The sequence below is a fragment of the Kaistia terrae genome (assembly GCF_026344005.1).
Lineage (GTDB): Bacteria > Pseudomonadota > Alphaproteobacteria > Rhizobiales > Kaistiaceae > Kaistia > Kaistia terrae.
In genome coordinates, this window is sequence record NZ_JAPKNH010000004.1 from 42,200 (window position 1) to 67,309 (window position 25,110).

Below are 25,110 nucleotides of genomic sequence, written 5' to 3' on the forward strand. Positions count from 1 at the left end.
ACGCCCTGGCAAGCGTCATTCGGAATTCCGATGATAGGGGATCTATTCGGATGGTTCCCTAAACCCTCACCCGGAGCTTCGCTCCGACCTCTCCCTCAGGGAGAGGTGACAGTACAGTCTCGCTATCCCTCGCCAAGCGCCGTCAGCGCGCTGATGGCGGCGGAGGCGCGGTTTTCGACGCCGAGCTTCTGATAGACCTGCTCCAAATGCTTGTTCACCGTGCGCGGCGACAGGCCGAGGATCTCGGCGATGTCGCGGTTGGATTTTCCGCGCGCGATCCAGAGCAGCACCTCCGCCTCGCGCTGGGTGACCGTGAACTGCTTGCGCAGCGTCGCTTCCTGGCCGCTGTCGTCGTCGCTCGACAGGCGGAACAGGAATTCGTCCTCGCCGGTCTTGCCGACAAAGGCGAGCTGCAATTGCCTGCCCCCCTCGACGGTGATCGGGCCGGGCGGGGCGAGGCCGCCGCGCTGGCCGGCCGAGATGCGCAGCCAGATCTTGACGCTTTCGGGCAGGTGGATGGTGCCATCGCGGTTCGGCAGCGTCGTCTCCAGCAGCTTTACCGCCTGCGGCGTGCACCAGCGGATCTCGCCCTCGCGGTTGGTGGCAAGCAAATAGCGGCCGGCGGTATCGAGCGCCATCCGCGCGCTCTGCGCCGTGCGGGCATTGGCGAGATGGACGCGGATGCGGGCGAGCAACACGTCGAGGATGATCGGCTTGGTCACATAGTCGACGCCGCCGGCCTCCAATCCCTCCAGCACATGCTCCGTCTCCGACAGGCCGGTCATGAAGATAACCGGCACATGGGCCAGCGCCGCATTGGCCTTCAGCCGCCGGCAGGCCTCAAAGCCATCCATGCCGGGCATGACGGCGTCCATCAGCACGATGTCGGGCGTGATCCGATCGACCAGGCCGAGCGCGCGGGCGCCCGAGGTGGCGACGAGCACGGTGGCGCCGGAGCGTTCCAGCGCCTCGGTGAGGAAACTCAGCGTCTCGGGCGAATCGTCGACGACGAGGACGATGTCGCGGGCGTGCGCCGTCTCAGTCATGATCGCCCACCCCCTCCAGCGTCGATTGATAGAGCTCAAAGTCGAAATTGCGCAGATGCGTGCGGAGTGCTGCGACCAGCGGCTGGTTGTCGGTCTCGGCCGCCAGCTCGTCCAGCTTCGCCTCGATGCCACGGACATAGCCGATCTGGCCAAGATCGAGAAGTTCCCGCACATGATCGGCACCGGGGCTCACCAGCGCCGTCGGCGTCTCGATTTTCGATGGGGCGGGCGGTTCGTCGATCCAGTCGAGCTTCAAGAGCGCCTGGATGCGATCGAGCAATTGCCGCATGTCGAACGGTTTTGGCAGCGCCGCGTCATGCGCCGCGTCTTCGGCCGGTTCCGGTTGCATCTCGCCAAGGCTGGCCGACAGCATGACGATCGGCGCCGCGTGGCCGTTTTCGCGCAAGCGCCGCGCCAGTTCCCAGCCGGTCATGCCGGGCATGGAAATATCGAGCAGGAACAGGTCCGGCCGGATATCGGCGGTCAGCGCCAGGCAGGAAGGCCCATCCGGCACCGGCAGCACGATGAAGCCGAGCGGTTCGAGAATCTGGCGCACCAATTCGCGGTGATCGGGATCGTCATCGGCAACCAGTATGGTGCGGCGCGGCCCCTGATAGCCAAATAGGCGCTTGGCGGGAGCCGCCAGCGGAGTCGGCCGATCGACCGCCGCCAGCATCAGCCGCACCTCGAAGGTGCTGCCGCCACCCTTTGTCGGCTTCAGGATGATGTCGCCGCCCATCAGCTGCGCCAGCATCTTGGTGATGGTCAGACCCAGTCCGGTGCCTGGCACGGCAAGTGACTGCGAACTGGCGCCGCGCTCGAACGGCTCGAAGATCCGCTCGGCGTCGGCGGCAGGAATGCCGGGGCCGGTATCCTCGACCTGCAGCGTCGCGACCTGGCTGCGATAGCCGATCCTGAGCGCGACATGGCCCGTCTCGGTGAATTTTATCGCGTTGGAGAGCAGGTTGACGAGGATCTGGCGCAGCCGCTTCTCGTCGGTCGCCACCACTTCGGGCAGGTTCTCCGGCCGCTCGAAGCGGAAGCCGAGCCCCTTGGCCTCGGCCTGGAAGCGGAACATGTCGACGACCTGGTCGAGGAAGTCGGTCAATCGGATCTCGTCGCGCTGCAGCCGCAGCCGTCCCGCCTCGATGCGCGAGATCTCCAGCAGCCCGTCGATCAGGCCGGAAAGATGCTCTGCGCTGCGACGGATGACGCTGATATTGCCCTGCCGGGCTACGGGGATCGTCTCGTCGCGCTCGAGGATCTGCGCATAGCCGAAGACGGCGTTGAGCGGCGTGCGCAGCTCGTGGCTGAGGCCGACGAGATAGCGGCTCTTGGCCTGATTGGCCGATTCCGCCACGTCCCTGGCGCGTTGAAGTTCGGCGTCGGTCTTTCGATGCGCCTCGATCTCGCGCAACAGCAGCGTCGTCTGGCGGGCGGATTCCTCCTGCGCCACATGCCGGCTCTCATTCGCCAGCACCAGGAACCAGGCGGCGATGCCCGATACAATCAAGAGGATGAAAAAGGCGGCCCAGAGCGTCTGGGCAATGATGTCGCCATGCAGGCCGCCATAGGCCGTCGCCTGCACATGGATCAGCAGTAGCACGAGGCTGATCACGGCCATGAACAGGGTCAGGATGCCGGCATATTGCACGATGCGCGGGCCGATCCGCGCAGCTACTCCCGCCGGCAAGACGGCCGAAACCGCCTCGCTCACCTGGCTCTGCAACCGCGCGTGCGGCTTGCAGAGATCGTGACAGCGGGCGTCGAGCGAGCAGCAGAGCGAACAGATCGGGCCGGAATAGGCCGGGCAGTAGGCGCTGTCCTCCGGCTCGAAATGATGCTCGCAGACAGTGCATTGGATCTCCTTCAGGAGATGCCAGTGGGCGCGTGGCTTGCGGGCGAGGTAGTAGCGGCCGCCGGTTGCCCAGGCGATGGCGGGGGCGGCGACCAGCGCGACGCCGAGCGCGATGAAGGGCGCGAACGCCTTGGCTATTTCGCCGACCAGTCCGACCGCCGCGATCAGGCCGAGCAGGGTGGCGATCGCCATGGCGCCGACACCGACCGGGTTGATGTCGTAGAGATGGGCGCGCTTGAACTCGATGCCGGGCGGCGACAGGCCTAGCGGCTTGTTGATGGCGAGGTCGGCGACAATGGTGCCGAGCCAGGCGACGGCGACGACCGAGAACAGCCCGAGCGTCTGTTCCAGCGCGCGATAAATGCCGAGCTCCATCAGGAGCAGGGCGATCGCCACGTTGAAGACGAGCCAGACGACGCGGCCGGGATGGCTGTGGGTCAGGCGCGAGAAGAAGTTTGACCAGGCCAGCGAGCCGGCATAGGCGTTCATCACATTGATCTTCAGCTGCGACACGACGACGAAGGCGGCGGTCAGGAACAGCGCCGCATCGGTCCAGGGCAGCACGTAGCCGAAGGCCACGACATACATGTGCGCCGGCTCGGCCGCATGTTCGGCCGGCACACCGTGGCGCAGCGCCAGCACGGCGAGGAATGAGCCAAAAAGCAGCTTTGGCGCGCCGACGATGATCCAGCCGGCGCCGGCCAGCAGCGTCGCGATGCGGCCGCGCCGGCCTTCGAGACCGGCGGCGGGAAGGAAGCGCAGGATGTCGACCTGCTCGCCGATCTGCGGCATCAGTCCGAGGATGACCGAGCAGGCGGCGCCCAGCGAGACGATGTCGAGGCCGCGATGGCCGGTCGCGGGCGCCAATCCCTCGAAGGCGAACCAGGTCGCGACCGAGCCGGAATCCTGCCAGAGGATGAAGCCGACCGGCAGGATGTTGAGGACGATCCAGAGTGGTTGGGTCAGGATCTGGAAGCGGCTGATCCAGCTGATGCCATGGGTCACCAGCGGGATGACGGCGACGGCGCTCAGAATGTAGCCGATCCAAATCGGGATGCCGAAGGCGAGTTGTAGCGCCATCGTCATGATCGAGGCTTCGATGGCAAACAGGATGAAGGTGAAGGTGGCGTAGATCAGCGAGGTGACGGTCGAGCCGATATAGCCGAAGCCGGCGCCGCGCGTGAGCAGGTCGATATCGACGCCGTAGCGCGAGGCATAGCGGGCGATGGGCAGGCCGGTCAGGAGCAGCACGACGCTGACGATCAAGGTTGCGACGAGCGTGTTGATCGTGCCGTGCGAAAGCGTGATCGCGCCGCCGATCGCCTCCAGCGCCAGAAAGGAAATCGCGCCGATCGCGGTCTGCGCGACACGCGGCGTGGTCCAGCGCCGGGCGCTCTTCGCGGTGAAGCGGAGCGCGTAGTCTTCCAGCGTCTGATTGGCGACCCAGCGATTATAGTCCCGGCGGACGGGAAGGATCCTTTGTCGTCCCGTCATAGAGTTTTGCTTATCTTCTGAGCCTGCCTAGGATTTGAGCGATGATGCGGGATCAGGCTCGGTGGCGCAAGGGTTTTTGGTGATTCCGGGACGCGACGGATTGGGGAGGGAAGGAAGCCCCTCACCCCAGCCCTCTCCCGCAAGCGGGCGAGGGAGTGATGCTGTGCGTTTCCCTGCGTGAGTGACGCTTGATGGTCCCGACTCACTGATCCGCGCCGTCAACCTGCACGGTCTGCCCCCTCTCCCGCGAGCGGGAGAGGGCTGGGGTGACTTCCTTCAACCAAAGCTCTCCTCCCGCTCCGGTTGTCGTGATCCACATACGTCAATCGACGTATATGCTGCACGGCACCATTCATCGGACAGTTCCCCTCACGAACGAGCCCGGCATTGCCTTCCAGATCGCCCGGTCCCGTCTCGCGATTGTCGCAAGCCAACCGCTCCGCCCGGCCGAAACGCCGTGGAAAGGGGTCGAACAGGGGGAATTGAGACCGATGAGCTATATCAGCCGTACATTCGGCGCGATCGCCACGGCCGCCATGATTGGCGCCGGCGCGACCAGCGCCATCGCTGCGGAGGAGACCATCAAGGTCGGCGTCCTCCACTCGCTGTCGGGAACGATGGCGATCTCCGAAACCACGCTGAAGGACACCGTCCTCTTTCTGATCGACGAGCAGAACAAGAAGGGTGGCGTTCTCGGCAAGAAGCTTGAGGCGGTTGTCGTCGATCCGGCCTCGAACTGGCCGCTCTTCGCCGAGAAGGCGCGTGAGCTGATCAGCCAGAACGGCGTCTCGGTCGTGTTCGGCTGCTGGACCTCGGTTTCCCGCAAGTCGGTCCTGCCGGTGTTCAAGGAACTCAACTCGATCCTGTTCTACCCCGTCCAGTACGAGGGTGAGGAATCCGAGCGCAACGTCTTCTACACCGGTGCCGCTCCGAACCAGCAGGCCATTCCCGCCGTCGACTACCTGATGAGCGAAGATGGCGGCTCGGTGAAGCGTTGGGTGCTCGAAGGCACCGACTACGTCTATCCGCGCACCACCAACAAGATCCTCGAAGCCTACCTGCTGTCGAAGGGCGTCGCCGCCGAAGACATCATGGTCAACTACACGCCGTTCGGCTTCTCCGACTGGCAGACCGAAGTCTCCGCCATCAAGAAGTTCGGCTCGGCCGGCAAGAAGACCGCCGTCGTCTCGACCGTCAATGGCGATGCCAACGTGCCGTTCTACAAGGAACTGGGCAACCAGGGCGTCAAGGCGACCGACATTCCGGTCGTGGCCTTCTCGGTCGGCGAAGAAGAACTCGCCGGTATCGACACCAAGCCGCTGGTTGGCCATCTCGCCGCCTGGAACTACTTCCAGTCGATCGACACGCCGGAGAACGCCGAGTTCATCAAGAAGTGGCGCGCCTTCATCGGCAACGACAAGCGCACCACCAATGATCCGATGGAAGCGACCGTTATCGGCTTCAACGCCTGGGTCAAGGCCGTCGAAAAGGCCGGCACGATCGCTCCGGACAGCGTCATCGACGCTCTGATCGGTGTCTCGGTGCCGAACCTGACCGGTGGTTTCTCGACCATCATGCCGAACCACCACATCACCAAGCCGGTCTATATCGGCGAGATCCAGGACGACGGCCAGCTGGACGTCGTGTGGCAGACCCCGGGCCTGGTCGTCGGTGACGAATGGTCCGATTACCTGCCGGACTCGAAGGACCTGATCTCCGATTGGCGTGCTCCGATGTCGTGCGGCAACTTCAACGTCGCCACCGGCAAGTGTGGTGGCAAGGGCTCGTAGTTCGCCGCTCTGAGCCTGAGCCAAACGGGAGGCGGCGCGTCCGCCTCCCGACTTTCATCGAAGAGGGACGGACCCAAGGGGGTGCGTCCTTCGAGGCGGCCCTTCGGGCCCCTCAGGATGATGGAAGCTGAGTGCTGCGGGTGGTGCCGAACGCTTTGACCCCAGCCCTCGACATTGTGAGCAACCCGCCAAGCGGGCGTCTCGAACCGCGTACCTACGACCAACCGCTTCCGAATAACTGAGGCTCCAAGCCTGAGGACAATCCCGTGGTCGACATGATCTCCCGCTTCAAGACCCTTCTCGCCACCCTGGCTCTCGTCGTGCTCGCCGCGATCCCCGCGGCCCATGCCGACGATCTGAAGCCGCTGGTCGATGGGCTCGGCAAGTCTGGCTACGCCGCGCTCCGGCAGGCCGTCGGCGCGCTCGCCGCGACCGGTGACCCAGCCGTGGCGCCGATCCTTCAGTCGCTTTCCACCGGTGATCTCTATGTGCGCAAGTCCGATCGCGCCGTCTTCGCCGCCACCAAGGCCGAGGACGGCTTCAAGCTGACGGATCCCGCCACCGGGACGGATGCCGGCACCGCCACCTCCGGCGAGATCGACAAGATCAAGGTCAACAATGCCGTCCGCGAGGCGGTGACAACCGCGCTCGGCTCGCTGACGCTGATGAGCCCCGACATTGCCAAGCGCCGCTTGGCCGCCGCCGACATGTTTCGGAATGGCGACCCGGCGCAGATCTCGCTGCTCGACCAGGCGATCGCCAAGGAGTCCGACGCCGGCATCGCCGCGACGCTGCAACTGGCCCGCGCCGCCGCCGTCCTGAAATCCGACCAGCCCGACGCCGACAAGATCGCCGCCATCCACGTATTGCAGACCAAGGGCGGCCGCGACGTGCTCGGTCAGTTGACCGCCATTGAGGCGTCCTCGGCGGATGGTGCGGTCAAGACCGCCGCCGCCGACGCGCTCACCTCGATCCGGGGTACGCTAAAACTCTGGGACGGCGCGCAGAACATTCTCTACGGCGTCTCGCTCGGCTCCGTGCTGCTGCTGGCCGCCATCGGCCTCGCCATTACCTTCGGCGTCATGGGCGTCATCAACATGGCGCATGGCGAGATGGTCATGCTCGGCGCCTACACCACCTTCGTCGTGCAGGAACTGATCCGCAACAACGCGCCCTGGCTGTTCGACTGGTCGCTGGCGATCGCGCTGCCGCTCGCCTTCCTGGTTGCAGGCCTCGTCGGCGTGCTGATCGAGCGCATGGTGATCCGCTATCTCTACGGCCGGCCGCTCGAGACGCTGCTCGCCACCTGGGGCGTGTCGCTGATCCTGCAGCAGGCCATCCGCACCTGGTTCGGCCCCAACAACCGCGAGGTCGGCAATCCGTCCTGGATGTCGGGCGCGTTCGAACTCGGCAATTTGACCATCACCTACAACCGGATGTGGATTGTCGTCTTCTCGCTGGTCGTCTTCGCCGCCCTGATGCTGGTGCTGAAGCGCACCTCGTTCGGGCTTCAGACCCGCGCCGTGACGCAGAACCGGCCGATGGCCTCCTCGATGGGCATCCGCACCCCCTGGGTCGACGCGCTGACCTTCGGCCTCGGCTCGGGCATTGCCGGCATCGCCGGCGTGGCGCTCAGCCAGATCGACAATGTCAGCCCCAATCTCGGCCAGGGCTACATCATCGATAGCTTTATGGTCGTGGTGTTTGGCGGGGTGGGCAATCTCTGGGGCACGCTGGTCGGCGCCTTCACGCTCGGCATCGCCAACAAGTTCCTCGAGCCCTATGCCGGCGCCGTGCTCGGCAAGATCCTGGTGCTCGTCTTCATCATCCTGTTCATCCAGAAGCGCCCGCGCGGCCTGTTCGCCCTCAAGGGCCGGGCGGTGGAAGCATGAGTGACTTGTCACGGGCCGCTGCGGCGGCGCTCCGACCTCTCCCTCAGGCAGAGGTGAAGAAAGGGCTCCAGTCATGCTGACAAGCTTCATCCTGCGCGCGCTCGACCGCCGCACCTCGATCGTCCTGCTGGTCATCCTCGGCATCGGCATCCTGCTGCCGGTGCTGAACCTCGCCACCGACCCGTCGAGCCCGTTCCATGTGCCGACTTACGTCCTGACCCTGCTTGGCAAATACCTGACCTATGCGTTGCTGGCGCTGTCGGTCGATCTGGTCTGGGGCTTTTGCGGCATCCTATCGCTTGGCCACGGCGCCTTCTTCGCGCTCGGCGGCTACGGCATGGGCATGTACCTGATGCGCCAGATCGGCGATCGCGGCACCTATGGCAATCCGATCCTGCCGGACTTCATGGTCTTCCTGAACTGGAAGGAACTGCCCTGGTTCTGGACCGGCTTCGACCACTTCTGGTTCGCCGCCATCATCGTGCTGCTGGTACCCGGCCTGCTCGCCTTCGTGTTCGGCTGGTTCGCCTTCCGAAGCCGCGTCACCGGCGTCTATCTGTCGATCATCACCCAGGCGATGACCTATGCCTTGTTGCTCGCTTTTTTCCGCAACGACATGGGCTTCGGGGGTAACAACGGGTTAACAGACTTCAAGGACATCCTGGGCTTCGACATCCAGGCGGATGCCACGCGCGGCGCCTTGTTCTTCGCCTCGGCGCTGGCGCTGGCGGCGGGCTTCTGGATCTGCCGCGCGGTGATTGCGTCAAAATTCGGCAAGGTGCTGGTCGCTGTCCGCGACGCCGAAAGCCGGACCCGCTTCATCGGCTACCGGGTCGAGGGCTACAAGCTCGTGGTCTGGACGCTGTCGGCCATGATGGCCGGCGTCGCCGGCGCGCTCTACGTGCCGCAGGTCGGCATCATCAATCCCGGCGAATTTGCTCCCGCCAACTCGATCGAGGCGGTGATCTGGGTGGCGGTCGGTGGTCGCGGCACGCTGATCGGCCCGATCGTCGGTGCGTTGCTCGTGAATTTCGGCAAGACCTGGTTCACCAGCGGCATGATGGCGGAATACTGGCTGTTCGTGCTCGGCAGCCTGTTTGTGCTCGTTACCCTGTTCTTGCCCAAGGGCGTCGTCGGCACACTGATGGCAAAAAAGGATAGGAAGCCGGCCGAAAAGCCGATCGAGGACGTCGTGGCGCCTGGCGCCGCCGTCCAGGCAGCGGAGTGATCGCCATGAACACGCCCATCGATTCAACCAAGGTCGCGCACGCCAAGGCCAAGGATTCCCTGCTTTACCTCGACGGCGTCAGCGTTTCCTTCGACGGCTTCAAGGCGCTGCGGGGGCTGTCGCTGGTGATCGAGCCCGGCGAGATGCGGGCGATCATCGGTCCCAACGGCGCCGGCAAGACGACGATGATGGATGTCATCACCGGCAAGACCAAGCCGGACTCCGGCGATGTCTATTTCGCCGGCGACACCGACCTGACCCGCATGGACGAGGCCTCGATCGCGTCGCTCGGCATCGGGAGAAAATTCCAGAAGCCGACCGTCTTCGAAAGCCATACCGTCTGGGACAATATCGACCTGGCGCTGGCCGGCGTGCGCAAGCCCTTCGCCACCTTGTTCCACCGCACCACAAAGGCCGAGATCGCGCGGGTGGAAGAAATCCTCGAGACGATCCGCCTGACCGACAAGCGCGACTGGCTCGCCGCCAATCTCTCGCATGGCCAGAAGCAATGGCTGGAGATCGGCATGCTGCTGGCGCAGGAGCCCAAGCTGCTGCTGGTTGACGAGCCGGCCGCCGGAATGACTGACGCCGAAACCGCCGAAACGGCCATCCTGCTCAAGGAAATCGCCAAGACGAAATCGGTCGTGGTAGTCGAGCACGACATGACCTTCGTGCGTGACCTCGACGTCAAGGTGACCGTCCTGCATGAGGGTTCTGTGCTCTCGGAAGGCTCGCTCGACGTCGTCTCGGCCGATCCTAAGGTCATCGAAGTCTATCTGGGACGCTAGCGATGGCGACCGAACCTACAAGCGATACCAAGGTTCCCGGGTCCGATACGCCGCCGAAAAAGCGAGGCGGGCCAAAACTGCGCCGCTCGGCGGCATGGAGCCTCGCTGTGGCGCGGATGACGGAAATGACAAAGCTGCCGGATGGCGAGAGGGGCTGATCATGCTCGAAGCGAAGAACGTCGATCTTTTTTACGGAGCCGCGCAGGCGCTGCGCCATGTCTCGCTCTCGGCCGAAACCGGCAAGGTGACGTGCCTGATGGGCCGCAACGGCGTCGGCAAGACGAGCCTGTTGCGCGCCATCGTCGGCCAGAAGCCGATTGCCGGCGGCGAGATCCTCTGGGAAGGCAAGCCGCTCGGCCGCATGGCGCCACATGAGCGAGCCAAGGCCGGCATCGCCTATGTACCGCAGGGGCGGGAAATATTCCCGCTCCTGTCGGTCAAGGAGAATCTGGAAACGGGTTACGCGCCGCTCTCTCGTCGCGAGCGCAACATTCCCGATTATGTGTTCGATCTGTTTCCAGTGCTGAAGGACATGCTTCGCCGTCGAGGCGGCGACCTGTCAGGCGGTCAGCAGCAGCAACTGGCCATCGGCCGGGCGCTGGTGATGCGACCGCGGCTGCTCGTCCTCGATGAACCGACGGAAGGCATCCAGCCATCGATCATCAAGGATATCGGCCGCGCGATCACATGGCTCCGCCAGCAAGGCACGATGGCCATTCTGCTGGTGGAACAATATTTTGAGTTCGCGCATGAGCTTGCCGACAATTTTGCAGTGATGGATCGTGGCGAGATTGTTGTCTCGGGTCCGCAATCCGAAATGGGCTCGGACATCGTCCGCGCCCATCTTACCGTATGAAGCAGCGCTCCATGGCGTCGAGGTCGCGGCTGCGCCGCGTTTCGACCTTGCGCTCCATCTTGCGATAGAGATTCCGGATATCATCCGAATGCACGCCGTCACTGGCCATCATCAGGGCGATGATCGGCTCATGCAGCAGTTCGTTGAGTGAAGCCTCCCGTGGGAAGCAGGCGGTGGAAACGTCCATGACGGTTCTCCTGATCTCGCTTCGATGTACGCATACTAACCGGATCTATGTGCGGAATTTATGACGGACGTCACACGCTGGGTTCACTTTCGCTTGAGGGGGAAAAGCCTCGCTTGCGTGAACCCAGCTTGTTGCTTCGCCGTCGAACCTTAGTGGCAGCTGGTCGCCAAGGTGCCAGCTGCGATCACCGTTCCGCCGACCGAGAACGTCTGGCCGCCGTTCTGAATCAGGTCCGTTGACGTCCAGGCTCCCGAATCCGCAACGCAATCCACTGCACCTTCGGCAACGTCGATATTGCCGGAGATGTTCGTAAGATTGCCACTGAGATGCACGGCTTCAAGCCCCGAGCTCTCAACATTCACATTGTCGAAGCTGATATTTTCGAGCGGGCCCATGAAGCTGTAGGACGGGCCGTAGAGATAGATGCCGTGTTCTTCCGCGTTCCGGATGACGATGTTCGAGAAGGCGATGTCGGTCGAGCCCATGTTGAGCATGATGCCGCTGCGGCTCGGTCCGTCGATCGTCACGTTCGACACCTGGATGTCGCTGGCGGCGTTGGCGAAGCTGGACGGGCCGATGAACTGAAGGGCGTTGACACCGCCGATCAGGGTCAGTCCGTCCATGCTGATGCCGGTCGAGGACATGATGACGATCAAGTCCATCGTCCGCGCCGCGGCTGAATTGTCGATCTTCAGGTTTCGTATCGACACGTCCTCGGCGCCGACCAATTGGATCGCTTCCCGGCGCGTGTTGGTGATCGAGACGTTCTCGATTGCCAGACCGGTCGTGGGATTGGGTGCGAAGAGCTTCCAGTCTGCATCATCTTCAAACGCGGCATTGGCGAAGATGCCGTAGGTGACGTTCTCGATCGCGACGTCGCGGATCGTGACGTCGTTGGACGAAAACAGCGAGATTGCCGTGTTGGGCACGCTGCGATCGGGATTGAAGATCGAGAATTCGCAGGTCGTGTTGTTGGAGCAGATCGTCAGGTCGTGGATGCGCGTCCCTTCGATCAGGGCGCCGTCGACTTCGCTGAGGAAGATACCGTGGCCGGCCGTTTCGGCGATGTCGAGGTTGCGCAGCGTGATGTTTTCGACGCCGTTGGCGCCAACGCCGTCGCGCCCGCCACGGATCGACAGGCCGACCGCGCCGCTGTCATCGGCCATGGCGAGAACGTCGGACGTGGTGGTGCTGCCGACCAGCTTGGTTTCCGCGCCGGAGCGCGTGAACGTCGCCGCGCCGCCGCTGCGGGCGCCGATGATTTCCAGGCCGCCCTGGCCGCCGACCATGAACTGGCCGGAGGAGAGCAGCAGTGTCTGGTCAAGCTGGATCACGCCATCGGCGAGGATCAGCGCGTTCTCGCCGGCCGCCGCGATGGTCTCGTTGATGGCCGCCGCATTGCCGGTGGCCGAGGAGACAGTGCGGACATTGCCGACGACATTGCCGGTATCGGCATAAATCGCGGCTTCCGCATCGCCCGTCGCGCCGACGCCGGTGCGAATGAAGTTGGCGCGCTCGACGCGCTGCATCAGCGGATCGCGTGCGGCGAGCGCCGGGCCCGCCTTGCCGAGCGGAATGCGCAGGCGGGCGAGGAACTGGCCCTCGGCCTTGTCCTCATTGTCATAGGTGAAGCCGGCCGACAGGCTGAAGGTCGAACCGGTGGTGAAGCCCGGCAGGTCGGAGAACGACAGTTCTGCCCGGGCGCTGACGCCGGTGATGTCGTCGAGCCTGTCGCCATCATACCAGTAGCCGCCACCGTAGAGCATCATCTGCGCCGGCGACTTGGCGTCGAACATGGGCAGGCGGAATCCAGCCTCGCCGTCGAAGCCGGCGAGCGCATGCTCCTGTCCGGCGCGGAACACAAGGCGGCCGGCTTCGATCAGCGCGGCATTGGCCTCGGCGGCCGAGCCGTATTTGTCGCCGAAGGGCAGATAGCCGTTCAGGCGAAACACCATGTCGCGCGAGATCAGCTCGGCGCCGGCGGAAATCTGGTGGAAGTCGTTGTCGTAGCCGGTGTGGAGATAGTCATAATAGCCGTATGCGCCGACCGTCCAGACACCGTCCAGTTGCATGCGCCAACCCAGACCGGCCGAAAGCTGGTCCATCTGGTCGTTGTTCATGTGGCCGCGCAGGTCGCCGAAACCAATCGAACGATCGCCAAACCCGAATGGCAGGAAGATATCGAAGCCACCGATGGCGCCGTTTTCCTGGCCGCCTCCCAGCGTGATCTCGACCGTCGGTCCGATGGCATCGGCCTTGGCGGAGGTGGTTATGGCGAGTGTCGAAGCAGCGCACAGAAGCGCTGTGATCACGGAGGATCGCATGATGGCAGGTCCCGGTTCCAAACTGCACCGGGCTTTGAAACAAAACGCCCGGCAATGACTGCCGGGCGGTATAGGATCGAATCAAGTCATTGAAAACAAATATGTTTTCTTATTAGACCAATGTAAAACTGAGCTTACGCAGCGCCAGTTGCGGCCTTGAATGCCGCCACCAGCTTGCGCGCGCGCTCGCCGACATCGGCCGCCGTCATGCCGGGCTTGTAGATGTTGGAGCCGATGCCGAAGCCGGCGCAGCCGGCCTGGATGTAGTCGCCGAAATTGGTTTCATTGGCGCCGCCGACGGCGAGCACCGGCACATGCTTCGGCAACACGGCCTTCATCGCCTTGATGCCCGACGTGCCGATCAATTCCGCGGGGAAGAATTTCAGCGCGTCGGCACCAGCCGCGAGCGCCGCGAAAGCCTCGGTCGGCGTGAAGACGCCGGGATAGGATTCCATGCCGAGCGCCTTGGTCTTGCGGATGACAGCCGGATCCGCGTTCGGTGAGACGATCAGTTCGCCGCCGACATCCTTGACCGCCTGGACATGGTCTTCGGTCAGCACCGTGCCAGCGCCGATCTTGGCGCGGCCGGCCGAGCGCTTGATCATCTTTTCGATCGAGACGAACGGTTCAGGCGAATTGAGCGGAACCTCGATCAGCGTGATGCCGGCTTCGATCAACGCGTCGAAGACGTCGTCGGCCTCGGCAGGGGTGATGCCGCGAAGGATGGCGACGATGGGGATATGTGAACCGAACAGGGGATGGGTCATCGTTTCAATCTCAAAGAAGGCCGTTGGCGCGGGCAAGTCGTACAAGACCACGGCGGACGAGGGCGGAGCCGTCCCGCGTCTCGGCCGGATGGCCGGCGACCTGGAAGGCGGCATGATAGGAGCGCGCGAGTGTTCGCGAGCCGACGATGCGAATGGGGCGGTCGGCATCGAGCAGGCCCATCTGGCGGGCGGCGGCAATTTCGCCGCCGATCACGAGGCCCGATAGATAGGCGAGATTGTCATCGCCGGAGACGCCGTCCAGCAACTGGCGGACGCGGACGGAGAAGATCGCGCCGAGGAAGGGAAGGCCCTCTTCGACGCTGCGCTTCACCGCGAGGGCGAAATGCGGCGAGCCGGCGATATCGTCGGCATCTTCCGCCACCGAATGGCGCAGGAATGACTTCCGCGCCAGGAGATCGAACATCTCGCCGGTCAGGAAGGTCTGGAAGGTCGTGATCTCACCCTTCGAGATCGCCGCCCATTTGGAATGGGTGCCGGGCAGGATGGCGATGCCGTCGAAATCGGGCTCCTCCTCCATCAGGCCGACAAGCTGGGTTTCTTCGCCGCGGATGACGTCGCCGTCGCGCGCTTCCGAACGCAGCACCAGCCCCGGCACGATCGCCATCTGGCGATGGTCGGCGGTCTGGAACGTCAGCAAGCCTCCGGCCAGCGCGTCCGGCGAGGTGGGTACGGGGATGTAGGCGGCTTCGTGCCAACCCTGCCGGCTGCCGACCATGCCCGCCATGATCGCGGGAACTTTTGGCCAATTCGCCACGAGCGCGTGGAAGGCATCCTCATGCCCGACACCGCCGAGCGCGCCGATTCCGTCTGCGCTATCTGCCTCCGCGAGGATGGCGCCCTCACGATCCAGCAGCATGGCGCGGCAGCGGGTCGTGCCCCAGTCGACGGCGATGAGGGTTGCGTTGGCAAAGCGATCGGCGGGCATCATTCGGTCCGTAAGTTCTAAATCTGGAAAAATATGGAACGGTTGTTCGACTATCGAGCCTCGGTGTCAAGCTGACAGCGGCGACGTCTCACTCGGCCTTATAGCCTCGCAGCGTCAAGGCACGGTTCTTGAAGAGGTCGGCGTTTTGCGAAGCGAGCGTCACCGCGATCATCGTCCCGCGGTCGCGGGCCCAACGTGCCTGCTGGAAGCGTTGCTCGGCGGCCTTATAGGCCTCCCACTGTTTCTGCGTGCCCCGCAAGATCCCGCGCGAACGGGCGTCGAGTGTCGCGGACAGGTTGGAATAGGCGCGGACCACCTCTTTCTCCCACGCATCGCGCGCGGCGTTGAAGCAGGCGACCATGCCGGTCGTGCTGTCCGCCGCCGGCTTTTCGAGGCATTGGGAAAGGGTGGCGTCGATCGGATCGACGGCGTTGTCCTGCGCCAGGGCTGGGGAGAATAGAGCGCCTCCCGCCAAGAACAGCAGGCCGGCCAGAATCAGGCGCATCGCGTTCCACTCCTTTTGAAGCAAATCACTCTGTCCGGATTTCGTCCTGAACGGGAGGCGCGGTCAATCCCGTGGCGCGGGTCCTGTCGAGGCGCGAACGACAAGATCCACCGGCCAGAGTTCGTGGATGCTGGTGGGGGCGCGGCCTTCGGCGATGATTTCCATCAGAAGTTCAGCCACCCGCGTGCCCGCGGCGCGGATCGACGAGCGCGTCGTCGACATGGTCGGCACCATGGCGTCCGGATTGAGGAAGGGGATGACGTCATCATGGGCGATCATCGAGATGTCGCGGCCAAGCTCGAGGCCGGCCGAGCGGATGGCCCGCAGCGCGCCGAGCGACATCATCATCGACGACACGAGCAGCGCGGTCGGGCGCGGGCTCTGGGCCAGGAAGCGGGCGGTGATCCGGTAGCCGGTCTCGTCCGTCATGATGCCCTCGGCGATCAGGCTCTCATTGACGGCGACGCCATGGTCGGCCAGCGCCTGGCGAAGCCCGCGCTCACGGTCGACGGCAAAGGTCTGGCGCGTCTCGCCATTGATAAGGCCGATGCGGCGATGACCGAGATCGAGCAGATGTTTGGTCGCATGTCGGAATGCGCCCTCATTGTCGATGTCGAGCCAGGCGTGCGGGATCGGGCATTCCGAACGGCCATGCACGACGAAGGGCAGGCCAAGCTCGGTCAGAAGTGCGATGCGCGGATCGTTGAAGGTCGGGCTCGACAGGATGACGGCGTCGACGCGCGAACTGATCGCCATGCGCCGGTAGGTCGCCAGCTCGTCACCGGCGCGCGACGGCGACAGCACGATGTCGATCTCGTCCTTCATCAGCCGCTCCCCGAGGCCTGCCTGGAACTCGACATAGTGGGGATCGAGCAGCATGTTGCGGTCGGTAGGCAGCACGATGCCGATGGCGTTGGAGCGCCCTGTGGCAAGGCGACGGGCGCTGGCATTGGGGCGATAGTCGTAGTGGCGCGCGGCATCCAGCACACGGCGCCGCGTTTCCGCATTGACCTCGGGATAGCCGTTCAGCGCGCGGCTCACCGTCGTCTGCGACAGGCCGAGATGCAGCGCCAGTTCCTTCAGTCTCATTGGAAATGTGTCCTCCCCGGAAACATTCAAAGCGCTTTCAAACCGGCGCGCAAGTGAGCTTTCGATAGCGGCCGGAGATCTGAGATGTCTGCTGCAGTGCGTCACCGGCAATAGCCTCAGAAATCGTCAATGAATCAAGTAAGTATTATGTTTTGTCATATGAATTTACAATAAATCATGCTGCAACGCACAGTCACACGGATCGGCGTCGGGGTTGACAGCGAGGGGCGTTGCCGGTTTGATCGCCTTCAAAGCGCTTTGAGGCCGGTGAAGGGGATCCACCTTTGTCGGGAGTGCTTAGGGGGAGGAGAGGCGGGCTTCCGCGGTGCACGGCACCCAGTGGTCGCAGTAGCTTCGAGGCTCCTGTCACGCGATATTTCTCAGGGAGGGTTCTCGCAATGAAGTTGCGCACTGCGCTTATGGCTTTCGGGGCCGGCGTCGTCCTTATGGGCAGCGCCGCCAATGCCGCCAATCTGTCGATCGTGTCCGGCGATACGGGCAACGGTCTCGCCGTGCTGCGTGAGCAGCTCGACATCTTCGAGAAGAACACCGGCAACAAGGTCACGATCGTGCCGATGCCGTCGTCGACCAGCGATCAGTTCGGTCAGTACAAGCTTTGGCTCGCGGCCGGTAATTCGGATATCGACGTTTACCAGACCGACGTCATCTGGGCGCCGCAGCTCTCCGAGCAGTTGCTCGACCTGACGGACGCCACCAAGGATGTCGTCGGCGCGCATTTCCCGTCGATCATCGAATCGCAGACCGTGAACGGCAAGCTCGTCGCGCTGCCGATCTTCACCGATGCGCCGGCGCTCTACTATCGCAAGGACCTGCTCGAGAAGTACGGCAAGCAGCCGCCGAAGACCTGGGACGAACTCGCCGTAACCGCGAAGGAAGTCCAGGACAAAGAGCGCGAAGCCGGCTCCAAGGATATCTGGGGCTTCGTCTGGCAGGGCAATTCCTATGAAGGCCTGACCTGCAACGCGCTCGAATGGGTCAAGTCGAATGGCGGCGGCCAGATCATCGAGGCCGATGGTTCGATCTCAATCAACAACCCGCAGGCAGCCGCTGCGCTCGATCGCGCCAAGGGCTGGGTCAACACCATTTCGCCGCCCGGCGTGCTCGCCTACCAGGAAGAAGAAGCCCGCGGCGTCTGGCAGACCGGCAATGCCGTGTTCATGCGCAACTGGCCGTATGCCTTCGGTCTCGGCAATGGCGCCGACTCGGCCGTGAAGGGCAAGTTCGACGTCGTCCCGCTGCCGGCAGGCTCCGGTGAGGGCGCCAAGTCCGCCGCAACGCTGGGCGGCTGGAACCTGGCCGTCTCGAAGTACAGCAAGAGCCCGAAGGAAGCGATCGAACTGGTCAAGTTCGTCGCTTCGCCGGAAATGCAGAAGCTCAAGGCTCTCAAGGCTTCGAACCTGCCGACGATCCAGGCTCTCTATGACGATGCCGACATCGCCAAGGATCAGCCGATCATCCCGCGCTGGAAGGAAGTCTTCCAGAATGCCGTGCCGCGTCCTTCGGCTCCGGCCAAGGTCAAGTACAACGAAGTGTCGTCCAACTTCTGGACCGCGACCCACGACACGCTCAGCGGCAACGGCTCGGCAGCCGATAACCTCGAAATGCTCGAGGCCAAGCTGACCAAGCTCAAGGGCGCCGGCTGGTAAAGCCAGACGCAAGCCATGCCGGCGTTCCCAAGCCTGACCGCCGGCATCGCCCATTGACCCGTTCCGCGTGGCGGATACCGTAAGGTTTCGCCACGCCTTTCCCGTTCAATGCCGAGCCATTGGTCCAAACAGCGAGAGCCGAGAACATGGCGGTAGCCGAGACAATTGCCGTGCCCATCGCAGGCATGCGCTCCGACCTGATGCGCCAGCGGGTGCGTTCGGCCTGGATTTTCCTCGCCCCGATGCTGATCGTCCTCGCTCTCGTCGCCGGCTGGCCGCTGGTGCGAAGCATCTATTTCTCGTTCACCGACGCCTCGCTCGCCAACATCGATGCGGCGCAGTGGATCGGCTTCGAGAATTATCTGTCCATCACCACGCTGAAGAGCGGCAAGGTCCTGTATGACGGCCTGCTCGCCGACCCGATCTGGTGGCGCGCCGTCTGGAACACCGTCAAATTCACCATCGTCTCGGTGACGCTGGAGACGATCTTCGGCATCATCGTAGCGCTGGTGCTCAACGCTGAATTCAAGGGCCGTGGCATTGTCCGCGCCGCCATCCTCGTCCCCTGGGCGATCCCGACCGTCGTCTCCGCCAAGATGTGGGGCTGGATGCTGAACGACCAGTTCGGCATCATCAACGACATCCTGATGAATCTCGGCATCATCTCCAGCAAGATCGCCTGGACCGCCAATCCGGACACGGCGATGTTCGCGGTGCTGATCGTCGACATCTGGAAGACGACGCCGTTCATGGCGCTGCTGATCCTCGCCGGCCTGCAGATGGTGCCGGGTGACATCTACGAGGCCGCCAAGATCGACGGCGTCCATCCGGTCAAGGTCTTCTTCAAGGTGACGCTGCCGTTGATCCGCCCGGCCCTGATGGTCGCGGTGATCTTCCGCATGCTCGATGCGCTGCGCATCTTCGACCTGATCTACGTGCTGACGCCGAACAATTCGCAGACCAAGACCATGTCGGTCTACGCCCGCGAGAACCTGTTCGATTTCGACAAGTTCGCTTACGGCTCAGCCGCCGCGACCTTCCTGTTCCTGATCCTGGCGGTCATCACGGTGGTCTACATCGTCGTCGGACGCGTCAATTTCGACGGAGGCCGATAATGCTCTGGACCCTTGCCAAGCGCGTCGCCTTCTACGGCCTCGTCATCGGGATCGTCTTCATCTCGCTGTTTCCGTTCTATTACGCGATCCTGACTTCGTTCAAATCCGGCACGGATCTGTTCCGCGTCGACTACTGGCCGAGGACCTTCGCCCTCGACAACTACATCTCCGTGCTGACCACGGGCAGCTTCGTCCGCAATCTCGGCAACTCGCTGCTGGTGTCGACCGTGGTGGTGGCGATCTCGCTACTGCTGGCGATCACGGCCTCTTTCGCACTCGCCCGCGTCCGCTTCCGCGGTCGCTCGCTGCTGCTCTTCACCATCCTGTCGGTGTCTATGTTCCCGCAGATCGCGGTGCTGGCTGGCCTGTTCGAGATCATCCGCTTCTTCGGCATCTTCAACACGCCGCTGGCGCTGATCTTCGCCTACATGATCTTCACCCTGCCGTTCACCGTCTGGGTGCTGACCACCTTCATGCGCGACCTGCCGATCGAGATCGAGGAAGCGGCGATCGTCGACGGCGCCTCGCCGTGGATCATCATCACCAAGGTGTTCATGCCGCTGATGTGGCCGGCGCTGGTGACGACGGGCCTGCTCGCCTTCATCGCCGCCTGGAACGAGTTCCTGTTCGCTCTGACCTTCACCTCGTCCAACGCCACCCGCACGGTGCCGGTGGCGATCGCGCTGCTCTCGGGTAGCAGCCAGTATGAAATCCCCTGGGGCAACATCATGGCCGCGTCGGTGATCGTCACCGTGCCGCTGGTCGTGCTGGTCCTCATCTTCCAACGCAAGATCATTTCCGGCCTGACCGCCGGCGGCGTAAAGGGCTGATGGATGAGTGAAGTTGTTTCCGGCGGCGGGATCGCCTCGCACGCCGCCGATGCAGACTGGTGGCGCGGCGCGGTGATCTACCAGATCTATCCGCGCTCGTTCCAGGACACGGACGGCGACGGCGTTGGCGACCTGAAGGGCATTGCCGGTCGGCTCGACCACATCGCCTCGCTCGACGTCGATGCGATATGGATTTCGCCTTTCTTCCAGTCGCCGATGAAGGACTTTGGCTACGACGTCTCGGACTATTGCGCCGTCGACCCGCTGTTCGGCACGCTTGCGGATTTCGACCACCTGATCGCCGAAGCGCACGCGCGCAACATCAAGGTCACGATCGACCAGGTGCTGTCGCACACCTCCGACCAGCACGCCTGGTTCAAGGAAAGCCGCTCTTCCAAGACCAATGCCAAGGCGGACTGGTATGTCTGGGCCGATGCCAAGCCGGACGGCACGCCGCCCAACAACTGGCTGTCGATCTTCGGCGGTTCGGCCTGGGAATGGGACACCACCCGCTGCCAGTATTTCCTGCACAACTTCCTGACCTCGCAGCCGGACATCAACTTCCACTCGCAGGCGGCGCAGGACGCGTTGCTCGACTCGGTCGAGTTCTGGCTGAAGCGCGGCGTTGACGGTTTCCGGCTCGATACCGTGAACTTCTATGTCCACTCGCAGGGGCTGGAGAACAATCCGCCCGCTTCGCTGGAAGACCGCAGTTCGCCCGAGGCGCCGGCCGTCAATCCGTATAACTGGCAGGACCATATCCACGACAAGAGCCAGCCGGAAAACCTAGAATTCCTGAAGCGCCTGCGCGCGTTGCTCGACCGCTATCCGGCCAAGACGACCGTCGGTGAGATCGGCGACGGTCCGCGCTCGCTGAAGACGATGGCGGCCTATACGTCCGGCGGCGACAAGCTGCACATGTCCTACACTTTCGACTTCCTCAGCCCGATCTTCTCGAAGGCGCATTTCGTCCAGCGGGTGAAGGCGTTCGAGGCAATCGTTGGCGATGGCTGGCCATGCTGGGCGTTTTCCAACCACGATGTCGTGCGCCATGTCTCGCGCTGGACCAGCGATGGCGACTTTGACGGGGTCGCGAAGATCGCCGCCGGCATCCTGCTTTCGCTGCGCGGCTCGGTCTGCCTCTATCAGGGCGAAGAACTGGGATTGACCGAGGCCGACGTCGCCTATGAGGATCTGCAGGATCCCTACGGCATTCGCTTCTGGCCGGAATATAAGGGTCGCGACGGCTGTCGCACGCCGATGGTCTGGGAATCGAACGGCGCCTATGCCGGTTTCTCGTCGGCCAAGCCGTGGTTGCCGGTACCGCCGGAACACATTGCCAAGGCCGTCAATCGCGAGACGTCGGACCGGTCGTCGGTCCTGGCTCAATACCGCCAGATGATCGCCTTCCGACGCGCCCATCCGGCGTTGCGCGATGGTTCGATTGAATTTGTCGATGCGCCTGGCGATGTGCTGGCCTTCGTGCGCGAAGACGGCGGCGAGAAAATCCTTTGCGTTTTCAATCTCGGCAGTTCCGGCGCCAGCTTCGCGGTGCCGGCTGGCATGAAACTCACGGCGCTCGACGGGCATGGCTTCAAGGCCGGGCTCGACGCGGCGGGTCGGACCGTCAGCCTCGGCGGACGCGACGCATTCTTCGGCAAGATCGCCTGAAACAAGAAACGGGCACGGGAAGGAAACCATATGGCTGGCTTGCTGCTACGCGATATCCGGAAGGCCTACGGCACCGTGAAGGTGCTGCATGGCATCGATCTCGACATCAAGTCGGGTGAGTTCGTCGTCTTCGTCGGTCCGTCCGGCTGCGGCAAGTCCACGCTTTTGCGCCTGATCGCAGGGCTCGAGGACATCACCTCCGGCACGCTGCAGATCGACGGCAAGGTGGTGAACCAGCTGGCGCCGTCTAAGCGCGGCATTGCCATGGTGTTCCAGAGCTACGCGCTCTATCCGCATATGACCGTCTACGACAACATGGCCTTCGGCATGAAGATCGGCGGCGGTGGCAAGGAAGAGATCGATCGCCGCGTGCGCGAGGCGGCCAATGTCCTGCAGATCACGCCCTATCTCGACCGCCTGCCGAAGCAGCTTTCCGGCGGCCAGCGCCAGCGCGTCGCCATCGGCCGCGCCATCGTGCGCGACCCAAAAGTGTTCCTGTTCGACGAGCCGCTGTCCAACCTCGATGCGGCGCTGCGCGTGCAGACCCGCATCGAGATCAACAAGTTGCATGAGCGCATGGCCGGCGTGACGATGATCTATGTCACGCACGACCAGGTCGAGGCGATGACGCTGGCCGACCGCATCGTCGTGCTGAACGGCGGTCGGGTCGAGCAGGTCGGCGCACCGATGGAGCTCTACCACCATCCCGACAATCTGTTCGTGGCCAAGTTCCTCGGTTCGCCGTCGATGAACACCATCCCCTGCGTGATCGAATCCGGCGGCGCCAATCCGACCATTCGCCCGAATGGCTGCGGCTCGATCCGGATTCAAGCCTCGATCCCGGAAAGTGCAGCCGGCGCGAAGGGAACCTTCGGCGTCCGCCCCGAAGATCTTCAGATCACCACCGGCGATGACGCCATCTTCCGTGGCACCATCGATATCGTCGAGCAGCTTGGCGAAGTGACGCTGATCTATGTCGATATCGGCACTGAAGAGCCGATCGTCGCCAAGCTCGAAAACGACATTCCCTTCACCAAGGGCGAGACGATCGCGCTGACCTCGCCGCTGAAGCATCTGCAGGTGTTTGACGAAAAGGGCGTTGCCTATCGGCGGACCTGATCGGCGCGCCAACGCATGCCAATTCTATGGCCCGTCGATCGGCCTGCCGGTCGGTCGACGGGAGTAACGAGATAGCGAGGTTGCCATGACGCTTACGCTCTACATGCATCCGCTCGCGTCCTACTGCCACAAGGCGCTGATCGCGTTCTACGAGAACGATACGCCTTTCAAGACCCATTTCCTCGATCTCGGCGACCCGACGGTTCGGGCGGAATTCAACGCGCTCTGGCCGATCGGCAAGATGCCGGTGCTGCTGGACCAGGTCCGCGGCCAGACGGTGCCCGAGGCGACCATCATCATCGAATACCTCGCGACCTATTACCCGGGGCCGACGAAATTCATCCCGGAAGATCCGGAACGCGCCTGGCAGACCCGGCTCACCGACCGCTTCTATGATCTCTACGTGCATGAGCCGATGCAGAAGATTGTCGTCGACCGATTGCGCCCGGACGCAAGCAAGGATCCGTTCGGCGTCGAGGCGGCGAGAACGACGTTGCTCACATCTTACGACATCCTCGAAAAGCAGATGGACCAGCGTTTCTGGGCGATGGGCGAGGACTTTTCCCTCGCCGATTGCGCCGCCGCGCCGGCTCTCTTCTATGCCGACAAGGTGCAGCCCTTCGGCGAGACACATCCAGCCCTTGCCGGCTATTTCGGCCGGCTGCTGGACAGGCCCTCCTACGCCCGCGTGCTGGAAGAGGCGAAGCCCTACTTCGACATGTTCCCCGGCTAGTAGACGCTCTAGGCAAGCCGCCGGGCGACAATCTTGCCTTCCGTGCGCAGGGTCAGTTCGATATGGCCGGCCTGGGTGACGTCCTGCACCTTGCTGGGTCGATAGGCGCAGAGATTGGTACCGCCGCGATGGCGCAGGCTGTCGAACAGGACGCCATCGCCCCCCTCGGCCCGGATCGCCTCGCCAAATGCCTGCGCGCTGGCATAGTCGCTGCGTGAATAGAGGTGCGGCCGCTCGTTCTGCCGGTTTCGGATGTCGCAATAGGCGCCGTCGATGCGGGCGGTATAAGCGCGATAGGTGGTGACGAAACGCTCCGCGCCGCTACGCAGCATCTCGCGTCGCAGATGATGGGCCACTTCGGCGATACAGGTCTCGACCGCTAACGCGCCATACCACGCCCCGAGCGCCCCGCCGGAAAAGCGCAGGCCCGATGGCGGCGTGTGCAGGAAGGACGCCATGATGACGCTGGCGTTCGGTCGGCCATAGGCCCATTCGGATCGCGGCAGGCGGGCGGCGCGCTCGGCCACCAGCCGGTCATTGGTCCAGCCTTCCAGTTCCATCACATCCGCGAGGTCGTCGGCCGATGCGACGTCCTCGAAGGCGGCGACGGGCGGAAAACGCGAGGGAATCAGCCGATGCGTCGGCTGGTCGATCGCAACCTGCGGGAATTCGGATGACGTCATGCCCAGACGATGTCGCTCGTCTCGATCGGGTCGATATCATCGAAACCGGGCAGGGGAGCGGAGAACAACCCACCGCGCCAGGCGTCGAGATGGCGGCGCACCAGCATCAGCCCGTCCTGCGTTCCGGCCGTGATCAGCGCCAGCGGCGACTGGCCGCCGAACAGCGGTCCGCTGTTACCGGCTGTTAACCATCTGTTAGCCTCAACGTCACTTTGGAAGACGATTTTCAGCGCCTTGTAGATGCCGAGGATGGCCGAGATGCGAAGCAGCGTATCGACGGGCAGGGTGAGGTCGACACCAGCCCGCGTTTTGGCGAGCCAACCAAAATAGGTCGAGCGTCCGGGCTGGCCGAGCACGCGCATCCGCTCGGCCTCGGTCAGGCCCCATGTGTCGGCGATGGCGCTGAAGGTTCGCAACCCGGGGCCGCTCATCCGGCGGCGGGCAGCCGCGCTGTAGCGATCCGCCACCATCGGCGCGGGCTGAGTCAGGGCGTTCGACGTTCGCGCGAGGCGGGTCATGACA

At 63.6% G+C, this 25,110-nt stretch carries 21 protein-coding genes; 11 read left to right on the forward strand and 10 right to left on the reverse strand.

Annotated features, from left to right (window positions below):
* Positions 1-122 precede the first annotated feature (122 nt).
* Positions 123-1,046: a response regulator transcription factor gene (locus tag OSH12_RS12715; RefSeq protein WP_266343940.1), complete on the reverse strand. Its 924-nt coding sequence runs from the start codon at positions 1,044-1,046 to the stop codon at positions 123-125.
* Positions 1,039-4,398, reverse strand: coding sequence for a hybrid sensor histidine kinase/response regulator (locus OSH12_RS12720; RefSeq protein ID WP_266343941.1), 3,360 nt, complete (start codon positions 4,396-4,398; stop codon positions 1,039-1,041). Before OSH12_RS12720 ends, OSH12_RS12715 begins: the two co-directional genes overlap by 8 nt.
* 536 nt (positions 4,399-4,934) lie before the next feature.
* Between OSH12_RS12720 and urtA the strand changes: the two genes are divergently transcribed.
* The 5 genes from urtA to urtE all read left to right on the forward strand — a co-directional run bounded on the left by urtA (position 4,935) and on the right by urtE (position 10,952).
* Entirely contained in the window at positions 4,935-6,188 is a 1,254-nt protein-coding gene (gene urtA / locus OSH12_RS12725) for an urea ABC transporter substrate-binding protein (RefSeq protein WP_266344393.1), read from the forward strand.
* Positions 6,189-6,463: 275 nt separating this feature from the next.
* Positions 6,464-8,080 carry an urea ABC transporter permease subunit UrtB gene (gene urtB, locus OSH12_RS12730; RefSeq protein WP_266344394.1) on the forward strand — a complete coding sequence of 539 codons (1,617 nt, stop codon included), beginning with the start codon at positions 6,464-6,466 and terminating at the stop codon, positions 8,078-8,080.
* A 73-nt stretch (positions 8,081-8,153) separates the two neighbouring features.
* Positions 8,154-9,308, forward strand: coding sequence for an urea ABC transporter permease subunit UrtC (gene urtC, locus OSH12_RS12735; RefSeq protein ID WP_266343942.1), 1,155 nt, complete (start codon positions 8,154-8,156; stop codon positions 9,306-9,308).
* Positions 9,309-9,313: 5 nt separating this feature from the next.
* Positions 9,314-10,096: an urea ABC transporter ATP-binding protein UrtD gene (gene urtD, locus OSH12_RS12740; protein ID WP_266343943.1), complete on the forward strand. Its 783-nt coding sequence runs from the start codon at positions 9,314-9,316 to the stop codon at positions 10,094-10,096.
* Between the two features lie 160 nt (positions 10,097-10,256).
* Positions 10,257-10,952: an urea ABC transporter ATP-binding subunit UrtE gene (urtE, locus tag OSH12_RS12745; RefSeq protein ID WP_266343944.1), complete on the forward strand. Its 696-nt coding sequence runs from the start codon at positions 10,257-10,259 to the stop codon at positions 10,950-10,952.
* Here urtE and OSH12_RS12750 read toward each other — a convergent pair.
* From OSH12_RS12750 to OSH12_RS12775, 6 genes are all read right to left on the reverse strand, one after another.
* Positions 10,942-11,139 carry a hypothetical protein gene (locus OSH12_RS12750; RefSeq protein WP_266343945.1) on the reverse strand — a complete coding sequence of 66 codons (198 nt, stop codon included), beginning with the start codon at positions 11,137-11,139 and terminating at the stop codon, positions 10,942-10,944. The two genes, urtE and OSH12_RS12750, sit on opposite strands and share 11 nt — an antisense overlap.
* A 149-nt stretch (positions 11,140-11,288) precedes the next feature.
* Positions 11,289-13,463 carry a right-handed parallel beta-helix repeat-containing protein gene (locus tag OSH12_RS12755; protein ID WP_266343946.1) on the reverse strand — a complete coding sequence of 725 codons (2,175 nt, stop codon included), beginning with the start codon at positions 13,461-13,463 and terminating at the stop codon, positions 11,289-11,291.
* A 134-nt stretch (positions 13,464-13,597) separates the two neighbouring features.
* A complete protein-coding gene (locus OSH12_RS12760) occupies positions 13,598-14,230 on the reverse strand; it encodes a 2-dehydro-3-deoxy-6-phosphogalactonate aldolase (RefSeq protein WP_266343947.1) in 633 nt (210 codons plus the stop codon).
* A 10-nt stretch (positions 14,231-14,240) separates the two neighbouring features.
* On the reverse strand, positions 14,241-15,179 hold the full coding sequence (locus tag OSH12_RS12765) for a 2-dehydro-3-deoxygalactonokinase (RefSeq protein ID WP_266343948.1): 939 nt from the start codon (positions 15,177-15,179) through the stop codon (positions 14,241-14,243).
* Positions 15,180-15,264: 85 nt separating this feature from the next.
* The gene (locus OSH12_RS12770) at positions 15,265-15,681 is read right to left on the reverse strand and encodes a lysozyme inhibitor LprI family protein (protein WP_266343949.1); all 417 of its coding nucleotides are present in this window, start codon (positions 15,679-15,681) and stop codon (positions 15,265-15,267) included.
* Positions 15,682-15,744: 63 nt separating this feature from the next.
* A complete protein-coding gene (locus OSH12_RS12775; RefSeq protein ID WP_266343950.1) occupies positions 15,745-16,770 on the reverse strand; it encodes a substrate-binding domain-containing protein in 1,026 nt (341 codons plus the stop codon).
* 419 nt (positions 16,771-17,189) lie between these two features.
* On the opposite strand from OSH12_RS12775, the gene OSH12_RS12780 reads away from it, so the two are divergent.
* The 6 genes from OSH12_RS12780 (at position 17,190) to OSH12_RS12805 (ending at position 23,905) form a co-directional block, all read left to right on the forward strand.
* On the forward strand, positions 17,190-18,437 hold the full coding sequence (locus tag OSH12_RS12780) for an ABC transporter substrate-binding protein (RefSeq protein ID WP_380224363.1): 1,248 nt from the start codon (positions 17,190-17,192) through the stop codon (positions 18,435-18,437).
* Between the two features lie 146 nt (positions 18,438-18,583).
* Positions 18,584-19,552: a carbohydrate ABC transporter permease gene (locus tag OSH12_RS12785; RefSeq protein WP_266343952.1), complete on the forward strand. Its 969-nt coding sequence runs from the start codon at positions 18,584-18,586 to the stop codon at positions 19,550-19,552.
* Entirely contained in the window at positions 19,552-20,382 is an 831-nt protein-coding gene (locus OSH12_RS12790) for a carbohydrate ABC transporter permease (protein WP_266343953.1), read from the forward strand. The genes OSH12_RS12785 and OSH12_RS12790 overlap by 1 nt, the downstream gene beginning before the upstream one ends.
* Before the next feature lie 3 nt (positions 20,383-20,385).
* Complete coding sequence (gene bglA, locus OSH12_RS12795; protein ID WP_266343954.1) at positions 20,386-22,053, forward strand: beta-galactosidase BglA; 1,668 nt, start codon at positions 20,386-20,388, stop codon at positions 22,051-22,053.
* Positions 22,054-22,083: 30 nt separating this feature from the next.
* Positions 22,084-23,172 (forward strand): ABC transporter ATP-binding protein, encoded by a 1,089-nt coding sequence (locus OSH12_RS12800; protein ID WP_266343955.1) that lies wholly within the window; start codon positions 22,084-22,086, stop codon positions 23,170-23,172.
* A gap of 85 nt (positions 23,173-23,257) precedes the next feature.
* Complete coding sequence (locus OSH12_RS12805; protein ID WP_266343956.1) at positions 23,258-23,905, forward strand: glutathione S-transferase family protein; 648 nt, start codon at positions 23,258-23,260, stop codon at positions 23,903-23,905.
* An 8-nt stretch (positions 23,906-23,913) separates the two neighbouring features.
* Here OSH12_RS12805 and OSH12_RS12810 read toward each other — a convergent pair whose 3' ends face one another.
* Both OSH12_RS12810 and OSH12_RS12815 read right to left on the reverse strand, forming a co-directional pair.
* On the reverse strand, positions 23,914-24,588 hold the full coding sequence (locus OSH12_RS12810) for an RES family NAD+ phosphorylase (RefSeq protein WP_266343957.1): 675 nt from the start codon (positions 24,586-24,588) through the stop codon (positions 23,914-23,916).
* Positions 24,585-25,106, reverse strand: a complete 522-nt coding sequence (locus tag OSH12_RS12815) for an MbcA/ParS/Xre antitoxin family protein (protein ID WP_266343958.1) — start codon at positions 25,104-25,106, stop codon at positions 24,585-24,587. Before OSH12_RS12815 ends, OSH12_RS12810 begins: the two co-directional genes overlap by 4 nt.
* Between the last annotated feature and the right edge of the window lie 4 nt (positions 25,107-25,110).